The sequence below is a fragment of the Sphingomonas pollutisoli genome (assembly GCF_029167165.1).
Lineage (GTDB): Bacteria > Pseudomonadota > Alphaproteobacteria > Sphingomonadales > Sphingomonadaceae > Sphingomonas > Sphingomonas pollutisoli.
The window spans coordinates 107,276-113,966 of the sequence record NZ_JARFNJ010000011.1 but is presented as its reverse complement, the minus strand read 5'-3'; the positions used below and the strand labels follow the sequence as shown (position 1 = coordinate 113,966).

Sequence of the window (6,691 nt, the reverse complement as noted above, 5' to 3'; positions counted from 1 at the left end):
TCTCTTTCTGGCCAAAGATGGGGCAGGATCAGGAGACCGTCAAAGCCTTAATGAAGCGTCTCAATGACGGCATAATTTTTTTGCGGCGCGATCCGGCCCGATGAGGTGCGCGCGCTGCCGCAATGGTGCCTGCGGCTGATCGTCCTCATCGAAGCGCGGGCTGAACCGCGGCTTCGCACGGTCGAAGGGCTCTGGCGACGGTCGACCAAGACCAAGCCCGGGAGGATCACCGATTTCATCCGCGGTGAACGGCTTCTTCCCGAGGCCGAGATCGATGCGATCCGCCGCGACGCGCCGACCGACCTAATCCGCTTCCAGGACGCCGCCAGCATCGTGCCGGTGAGCGAGCGTCCCGCGATGGAGGAATGGCTCGATAGCTTCAACGCCGGCCAGATGGAGGCAGCATGACCGACCAGACATCGCGCATCGCCGCGCTCAACGACCGGTGCCGCCAAGGCTTCGATCGCACTGCCCGCGTCGTCATCACCGCCGCCTGCCTTGCGACGCTTGCAGGAGAAGGCGGCATGGCGAGCGAGATTCTGGCCCAGGCGGAGGTAATGGCCGCTATTCGACGGTACGTGTTCAAGCCCGAAGATGGCTGCGAGCGTGCACGGGGCGACCTCGACATCGCTGGCCACGCCGTTCGCTTCACGATCGACTATTACGATCTGTCGCTCGAATGGGGTTCCGAGAACCCCGCCGACCCGCTGGTCACGACACGAGTCATGACGATCATGCTCCCCAGCGACGACTGAGCGTCGCTCACCTTTTCGAACAGCCAAACCGGAGACCAGCCATGCGGCGGATTACCCCGGCCGGACCCGAACATGGGCAGGCGATAGCAATAGCCGTTGAGCGTCTGCGCGAAGCCCGTACTCTTCTTCGGCAGGCCGGCGCGCGCCAGGCAGCCTCGGCGGCCGGCAAGGCGATCAGCAGCGCCGAAGGCGCTGCGCGGCACGTACAACACAGGATCAGGAGGACGACCCAATGAGCCGGCATGACCTTCAGCCCAAGGCCGACCAGCCGCATGTCGTCAGCGCGACCGTTGGTTGGGACCGGCCGCTCCAGACTTTCTTCGCGCAGGTCTTCTTCCGTACCGAGGATGAACCTGATGAAGGGGAAGCCCTGATCTGGCTCGGCACCGAGCCCGGGGAACTTCTGACGGCCGAGGCCGCGATCGCCGTCGTCTCGCCCCATGTCGACGTGCCCATTGGCCTTGCTGACAAGCTCGATTCAGAAATGCGTGAGACGACCGGCATGAAGGACGGACAGCACCAGGCTGCGGCCAAGCGGTCGCTCTTCGGCTCGATCCACTGATCAGCCCCTGACGTTTTCGCGTCGCTAATCGCGCGGCCGATACGGCCGCCACCCAAATCGTGTTCACCCACCCGCGTCGCCGGCCTTGCCGGCAGCGCTTACCGTCGCGTGCCCAAGGCACCGATGATCAAGGAGCCATTATGGCAGACCGTGTTTCAGCATCGATCGTCATCGGTGGATCGCTCTCGGCGTCGGCTTACACCGAGCTTGTCGAGCTTATCGGCAACGAGGGCCTTTCCACCGAATGGGACGGCGAGGCCTTCGAGCCCCATCACCGCACCGTCGGCCAGCCCCTCAGCCTTTACGCGCACGACGTCGCCTGGGGCTATTTCGACGGGCTCGAAAGCTGGTGCGCTCAAAACCAGGTTCCCTTTGCCAGATGGTCGGGCAGCTATGCCGGCCAATGGGGTCCGGAGCGGATCGTCCACCAGGGCGATGGGACGCTGACCTCCTATGCGGTCACCGAAGACGACACTGTCGTCATCGCGCGTGACGCGCTCGAAAAGCTCGGCTCGTTCGATGCGGTCCTCGCGCATTTTGCGGCCGCCGATTTCGCCGTGCCGCCGCTCGTCGTCGAAGGCGATGCCCCCGAGGTCGGGGCACCGACCGACCCCACCTCCGATGCGGAAGGACCAACGCATGTCGAATAGCTACACCAAGGCCGCGTTCGGACTGGTGGTTACTGCCGCCGAGGCCGATCTTCTGCGTCGTGTCGCCGCCGCGATCGAGATGATCGGCGACGCTGATATTGGTATCGACGCTCTCGAGGCGCATTACGCGACCGTCGGCGCTGACTTCGCTGCGCTCTTTCCGCGCACTGAGTTCAGCCCCTTCGACGGGCTGCTCGATCTCTTCCCGGATGAGAATTATCCGATGCTCGACTTCGATATCCACTTTGGCGAGCCCGATGCCGCGGGGCAGGTGATCGTCTTCCTCTCGGGCGAACAGTTCGGCATCGAGACCGCGGCCAATCTGATCCAGCGTTGCGCACGATCGGCGCTCCCTTTCGGCTTCGAATGGGCGTCAGACCATGACCGTCTGCGCGCCGGCGAGTTCGGAGGCGGCTATGTCGTCATCACAGAGGCCGCCATTGGATATGGCAGCACCGGGCGGATGCTCGATCGGGCGCTCGCTCGCTCGCGCGCCGAAGGCGCCGATGGCTTCGTGCTCGCGATACGCCACGCCGAACATGGTCTGAGCTTCTGGAACGACACCGACGGGTTTGACCGCCTTTCGCGTGCGCGGGTTTTCTCCGAGGCCGAGGCCGCGAATTTCGACGTGCCGATCGCAAGCGCCGAGCCGGCGGAATGGCTCGCAATGCCCGCTGCTCTCCTCCTCTGATCAACACACAAGCGGTTGCGCCGGAGGTGCGAAGCTATAGCTTGGGCGCTCGGAGACAGATGATGACCTCGATTCCGACCGATTATGATGCGGCGCGCGCGGCGCTGACACGCCTCTTGCCCATAGCGATGAGCGACACCGGTCAAGCGCGCCGCGTCGCCAACTTCCTGATGGCGTGGTGGAACGGCCCAGACCTTGGCCATTTCGAGATCGCCGATATGTTCGGCCTCGATGTTGCGGTCGCCAACGACATCACCACCGTCATCGGCTTTCTCGGCCAGAATGATCGCGGTGCCGTCTATATCGACAGCCTCGGTTTCGCCGAGGAGATGCAGGATATCATCGCGCTGTGGCGGAAGTCGGCAACGCCGCCCCCCGCCTGACGCCCATTACAACCCCGGGACGATCTTGAACGACCCCGACGCCGCCGAAGTGGCGCTCGTCGGAGCGGCGCTGGCGCGCCTTACTCGGCCGAACGGCCGAGGAGCTGAGTGGGTGAGAGAGAGTGTTCGGACAAGGGGTTCGAGCAGCACAACTCAGGAGACTTCCCATGAACATCGGCACCATCCAGCAGAACGCCAGCGGCACCTACACCGGCAAGATTTCGACGCTCACCGTCGCGATCGTCATCGCGCTGCGGACCGTCCAGTCGACGAACCCGCGCGCACCCAAGTTCGAAATCCTCGCGCTCTCGGCCGCCCGCCAGTGGGTCCAGGTCGGCGCGCTGTTCGAACTTTCGTCCAACTCGACCGGCGAGACGTTCCTCAACGGCAAGATCGAGGATCCTAGCCTCGACAAGCCGCTCTACCTCTCGGCGTTCCGCCAGGAGGACGGCTCGTACAACATCGTCTGGTCGCGCCCGACCCGCCGTCGTGATGCGCCCACCGACACGGTTGCGTCCGATGACGGCCTGCCGCCGCTGCCGGGTGCGGACGAACCTGCCAAGCCCGCTGGCGGCGACGGTCTGGGCGAATCCTCGGCCGATGGCGCATTCGGGGGCGAGCCCGGCCAGACCGGCGGCGAGCCTGCGCAGGCCGGCCGGCGGCGCCGCACTCCCGAGATGGCCGACTGACGGCTTCGATCCCCCCGGCCGCGCGCTCCCCCCGGTGCGCGGCTAACTCGCAGGGCTCGCTTCGCCACCATGGCAAGCGGGCCCTGTTCCTGTTCTCCCACGCGCTCGTGCTACATCCGCTTCAGGGAAGTGCTCTGGGATCGGTCTTGTAATTTCTCCCGGAAACTCCGTATTTTCCGGATAGGAGAATCGCCATGCGCCAGTCCGTCAGTTCCGTCGAAGCCTCGAAAGCCTTTGGCCGTATCAGCCGTCAGGCACTGGTCGCGCCTCTTACCATCACCCATCACGGCCGTGACAGCCTGGTGCTCATGTCTGCTGCGGAATACGAACGACTCAAGAGCCGCAACCGTCAGGTCTATACTCTGGATGATGTCCCCGACGAGATCGTGAACGCGGTCCGGACAGCGCGAGCGCCCGTCGAAGCCGCTGCTTTCGACCATGAGGTCGAGTCCTGATTCGTGCAAATTCCCGAGCCGGTTCCTGGCCTCGTCATCCGCTACGCCTATCTCTGGAGCCATGAGGCAAAGGTCGGCCACGAAGAGGGGAGCGAGGATCGCCCATGCGCCGTCCTGCTCCCGGCGAGCCTGTACGAGACGATCCGGCAACGCTGGCTAGCTGCTTACGACGCCGGCAGGATCGCCCAGGTCAAGCGCGCCTCCTGATCGTGCACACGGCGGCAGCGAAAGACTGAATCCTCCTCGCTCGACCGGATCGCTCCGACCTACCGGCGATCGATCTCGTTGAAGCAGCACCAGACCTCGCGGCCCCAGCGCCGTTCCTTCGCCTGTTCCTGACACCTGCGGCGAGATGCGCTCTGCCCGCAACCCCTTCCAGTCGCCCGTGTTGCCGCTCACGCGGCTGCCCGCGCCAGCTCCCTGCAGGAGTTCCCCTCCGCTTCGCTCCGGTGCGGACCGATCCCACGCGCCACTCTTCGGTGTCACCGGCGGGAAGGCCGCTGGACCCAACAAGGAGCACTGCCATGAACAACGTCAATCTCGCCGGCCGGGTCGCCAAGGATCCTGAGAACCGCGGCCAGGTCACCACGCTCATCGTCGCCACCGACCGCGTGAAGCTCAAGGACGGCAAGACCTATATCGACGAGGCTACCGGCTACACCGCCAAGGAGACCGAGTTCCACAAGGTCACCTGCTTCAACGGCCTCGGCAAGTCAGCCGCATCGCGCAAGAAGGGCGACGTCGTCGCCATCACCGGACGCCTCCACTATTCGAGCTGGGAGGACCGCGATGGCGTCACCCGCTATGGCTGCGAGATCATCGCCGACAAGATCGATTTCTTCTGAGCTGCCCGGAGGGACGGCGCCGCGGCGTCGTCCCTTCTCGCTACTCGCTTTCCTCGGGAAGCGCCTGCGCCAGCGGCTCAAGCGCCGTCTGATAGACCCACGCTCGGGCCAGCTGGTTCGACAGCGGATCACGGAACACCACAAGGCGCCAGCGACCCTGCGCTTTCACAATAGCGACGACCTCGCCCTCGCTTGCTTTCAGCACGGCCTCTCCGGCGCGCTCCGGCTTACGCCGTAAAATCACGTCGCGGCTCCCGGAGCCCCGCGAGCGGGTCTCCGCCCGCTGGGTTACGATCACCTTGCGAGGGATTGGCGCGGCTCTTCTAGCTTGGGAAGGCTAGAGCGATTTGCTGTTAACCCGACCGCTGGCGCGGCCGGGGCAAATCATTCTCTCTCTAACATCTCGGTATCAGACAAGCTTCATCGCCATAGTGTGATGGCCCTCTAGGCCTTTCTCAAGGATGCGCGGTGCCCCCAATTTTCCCGGGCCCGACACTCTCGCTTCGCTCCGCTTACGGACCCAAGAAAATCGGCTCCCCCACGCCCCGCTTCGCGGCGCGGGGACAAGCCCCGCGTCCCTGACAAAGTCCCGCCGGCCCATCCGATGAGATTTCATCTTTCATCCAATCCCGGATGAGAGATCGACTTGTTCGGAGGCTTTTATGACTTCTTTCAACAACTTCGCCGATCTTGCCAGCTTCATCGCCGCATCGCGCGAGAACGAGGATCTGACCCAGACCTACGAGGGTGCGTTCATCGAGCATAGCGAGATGGCGAAGCTCAGCGTCGTCGAGGCGCCCGAAGCACTCGACATGCCCGATCCCGAGCAGGTGCGGGCCGCCGTCGAGATGATGTTGCAGACGATGTTCGACGTCCTGCGCGACACCCGCATGGAGCCCTTCGCGAACGATCTCGCATGGGGTTTCGCCAACAGCTTCCACGTCGTGGCGAAGCGGATCGAAGGCCGCGAGGACGACGCCGCCAAGAAGCTCGGCGATCTCGCACGCAGCTACGACCCCTCGGAGATCTACGCGACCGAACTGGAGGACACCCAGCTTCTCTGCCAGACGCTACAGGGGTGCCGCGAGGCGATGGAATGCATGCGCGACCACGCCGCCGAGGTCTATCGCGTCGAGACGGGGAAGCCCTTCTCGCCGGTCCGGGGAAGCCGGGTGTCGAGCGCCCTCAACGCATCGATGATCGACGCCCGCGACTATCTCGCATCGAAAGCCCGCGAGCGCCGCGAGCAGTTCGCTCCCGAGGGTCCGGTGGTTGCCTTCTCGGGCGGTCAGGTCTGGGAGGACGCAGACCTTCTCTGGAACGGTCTCGACCGCATCAAGGCCCGCATTCCGGAGATGATCCTCGCGACCACGGCGCAGGCGAAGGGCTGTGATGCCGTCGCACATGCTTGGGCGGCATCGCGCGGCGTCAAGGTCATCCAGTTCCGCCTCGATCGGAGCCAAGGGAACCGCGCCGCCTTCGTCCGCAACGACCGCATCCTCAACCTCAAGCCCGTCGAAGCCGTCATCTGCGAGGGCTCGGGCATCCAGCAGAATCTCGCGCAGAAGCTCCGGCAGGCAGGCGTTCCGCTCCATATCGTGCGGCTCGCCCATCAGCGCGCGCAGCGCAGCGCGTGAGCGCTCCGGAAGAGGCTCCGGCTC

The 6,691-nt window shown here is 64.7% G+C and carries 11 protein-coding genes and 1 pseudogene; 11 read left to right on the top strand and 1 reads right to left on the bottom strand.

Annotation, left to right across the window (positions count from 1 at the left end):
* Window positions 1-75: 75 nt before the first annotated feature.
* From PX554_RS21000 to PX554_RS20955, 10 genes and pseudogenes are all read left to right on the top strand, one after another.
* Window positions 76-408 (top strand): annotated as a pseudogene (locus PX554_RS21000) (hypothetical protein); the annotation flags it as partial.
* Window positions 405-755, top strand: coding sequence for a DUF3768 domain-containing protein (locus tag PX554_RS20995; RefSeq protein ID WP_275504434.1), 351 nt, complete (start codon window positions 405-407; stop codon window positions 753-755). The pseudogene PX554_RS21000 and the gene PX554_RS20995, both read left to right, overlap by 4 nt.
* A 232-nt stretch (window positions 756-987) precedes the next feature.
* Window positions 988-1,317, top strand: a complete 330-nt coding sequence (locus PX554_RS20990) for a hypothetical protein (protein ID WP_275504433.1) — start codon at window positions 988-990, stop codon at window positions 1,315-1,317.
* Window positions 1,318-1,457: 140 nt separating this feature from the next.
* Entirely contained in the window at window positions 1,458-1,967 is a 510-nt protein-coding gene (locus PX554_RS20985; RefSeq protein ID WP_275504432.1) for a hypothetical protein, read from the top strand.
* Window positions 1,957-2,658 carry a hypothetical protein gene (locus tag PX554_RS20980; RefSeq protein WP_275504431.1) on the top strand — a complete coding sequence of 234 codons (702 nt, stop codon included), beginning with the start codon at window positions 1,957-1,959 and terminating at the stop codon, window positions 2,656-2,658. Before PX554_RS20985 ends, PX554_RS20980 begins: the two co-directional genes overlap by 11 nt.
* Before the next feature lie 62 nt (window positions 2,659-2,720).
* Window positions 2,721-3,041, top strand: a complete 321-nt coding sequence (locus PX554_RS20975) for a DUF7673 family protein (protein WP_275504430.1) — start codon at window positions 2,721-2,723, stop codon at window positions 3,039-3,041.
* A 167-nt stretch (window positions 3,042-3,208) separates the two neighbouring features.
* Entirely contained in the window at window positions 3,209-3,730 is a 522-nt protein-coding gene (locus PX554_RS20970; protein WP_275504429.1) for a DUF736 domain-containing protein, read from the top strand.
* A gap of 194 nt (window positions 3,731-3,924) precedes the next feature.
* Window positions 3,925-4,185, top strand: coding sequence for a type II toxin-antitoxin system prevent-host-death family antitoxin (locus tag PX554_RS20965; RefSeq protein ID WP_275504428.1), 261 nt, complete (start codon window positions 3,925-3,927; stop codon window positions 4,183-4,185).
* Window positions 4,186-4,188: 3 nt separating this feature from the next.
* Entirely contained in the window at window positions 4,189-4,392 is a 204-nt protein-coding gene (locus tag PX554_RS20960) for a hypothetical protein (protein ID WP_275504427.1), read from the top strand.
* 317 nt (window positions 4,393-4,709) lie between these two features.
* On the top strand, window positions 4,710-5,030 hold the full coding sequence (locus tag PX554_RS20955) for a single-stranded DNA-binding protein (protein WP_275504426.1): 321 nt from the start codon (window positions 4,710-4,712) through the stop codon (window positions 5,028-5,030).
* 40 nt (window positions 5,031-5,070) lie between these two features.
* On the opposite strand, the gene PX554_RS20950 is transcribed toward PX554_RS20955, so the two are convergent.
* Window positions 5,071-5,235, bottom strand: coding sequence for a hypothetical protein (locus PX554_RS20950; RefSeq protein WP_275504425.1), 165 nt, complete (start codon window positions 5,233-5,235; stop codon window positions 5,071-5,073).
* A 457-nt stretch (window positions 5,236-5,692) separates the two neighbouring features.
* On the opposite strand from PX554_RS20950, the gene PX554_RS20945 reads away from it, so the two are divergent.
* Entirely contained in the window at window positions 5,693-6,667 is a 975-nt protein-coding gene (locus PX554_RS20945) for a DUF2493 domain-containing protein (RefSeq protein WP_275504424.1), read from the top strand.
* Window positions 6,668-6,691: the final 24 nt, after the last annotated feature.

Bases quoted from the DNA above. Each gene is read 5' to 3' on its own strand.
- PX554_RS20970 (WP_275504429.1), top strand. From the start codon at position 3,209: ATGAACATCGGCACCATCCAGCAGAACGCCAGCGGCACCTACACCGGC.
- PX554_RS20990 (WP_275504433.1), top strand. From the start codon at position 988: ATGAGCCGGCATGACCTTCAGCCCAAGGCCGACCAGCCGCATGTCGTC.
- PX554_RS20980 (WP_275504431.1), top strand. From the start codon at position 1,957: ATGTCGAATAGCTACACCAAGGCCGCGTTCGGACTGGTGGTTACTGCC.
- PX554_RS20965 (WP_275504428.1), top strand. From the start codon at position 3,925: ATGCGCCAGTCCGTCAGTTCCGTCGAAGCCTCGAAAGCCTTTGGCCGT.
- PX554_RS20985 (WP_275504432.1), top strand. From the start codon at position 1,458: ATGGCAGACCGTGTTTCAGCATCGATCGTCATCGGTGGATCGCTCTCG.
- PX554_RS20945 (WP_275504424.1), top strand. From the start codon at position 5,693: ATGACTTCTTTCAACAACTTCGCCGATCTTGCCAGCTTCATCGCCGCA.
- PX554_RS20955 (WP_275504426.1), top strand. From the start codon at position 4,710: ATGAACAACGTCAATCTCGCCGGCCGGGTCGCCAAGGATCCTGAGAAC.
- PX554_RS20975 (WP_275504430.1), top strand. From the start codon at position 2,721: ATGACCTCGATTCCGACCGATTATGATGCGGCGCGCGCGGCGCTGACA.
- PX554_RS20995 (WP_275504434.1), top strand. From the start codon at position 405: ATGACCGACCAGACATCGCGCATCGCCGCGCTCAACGACCGGTGCCGC.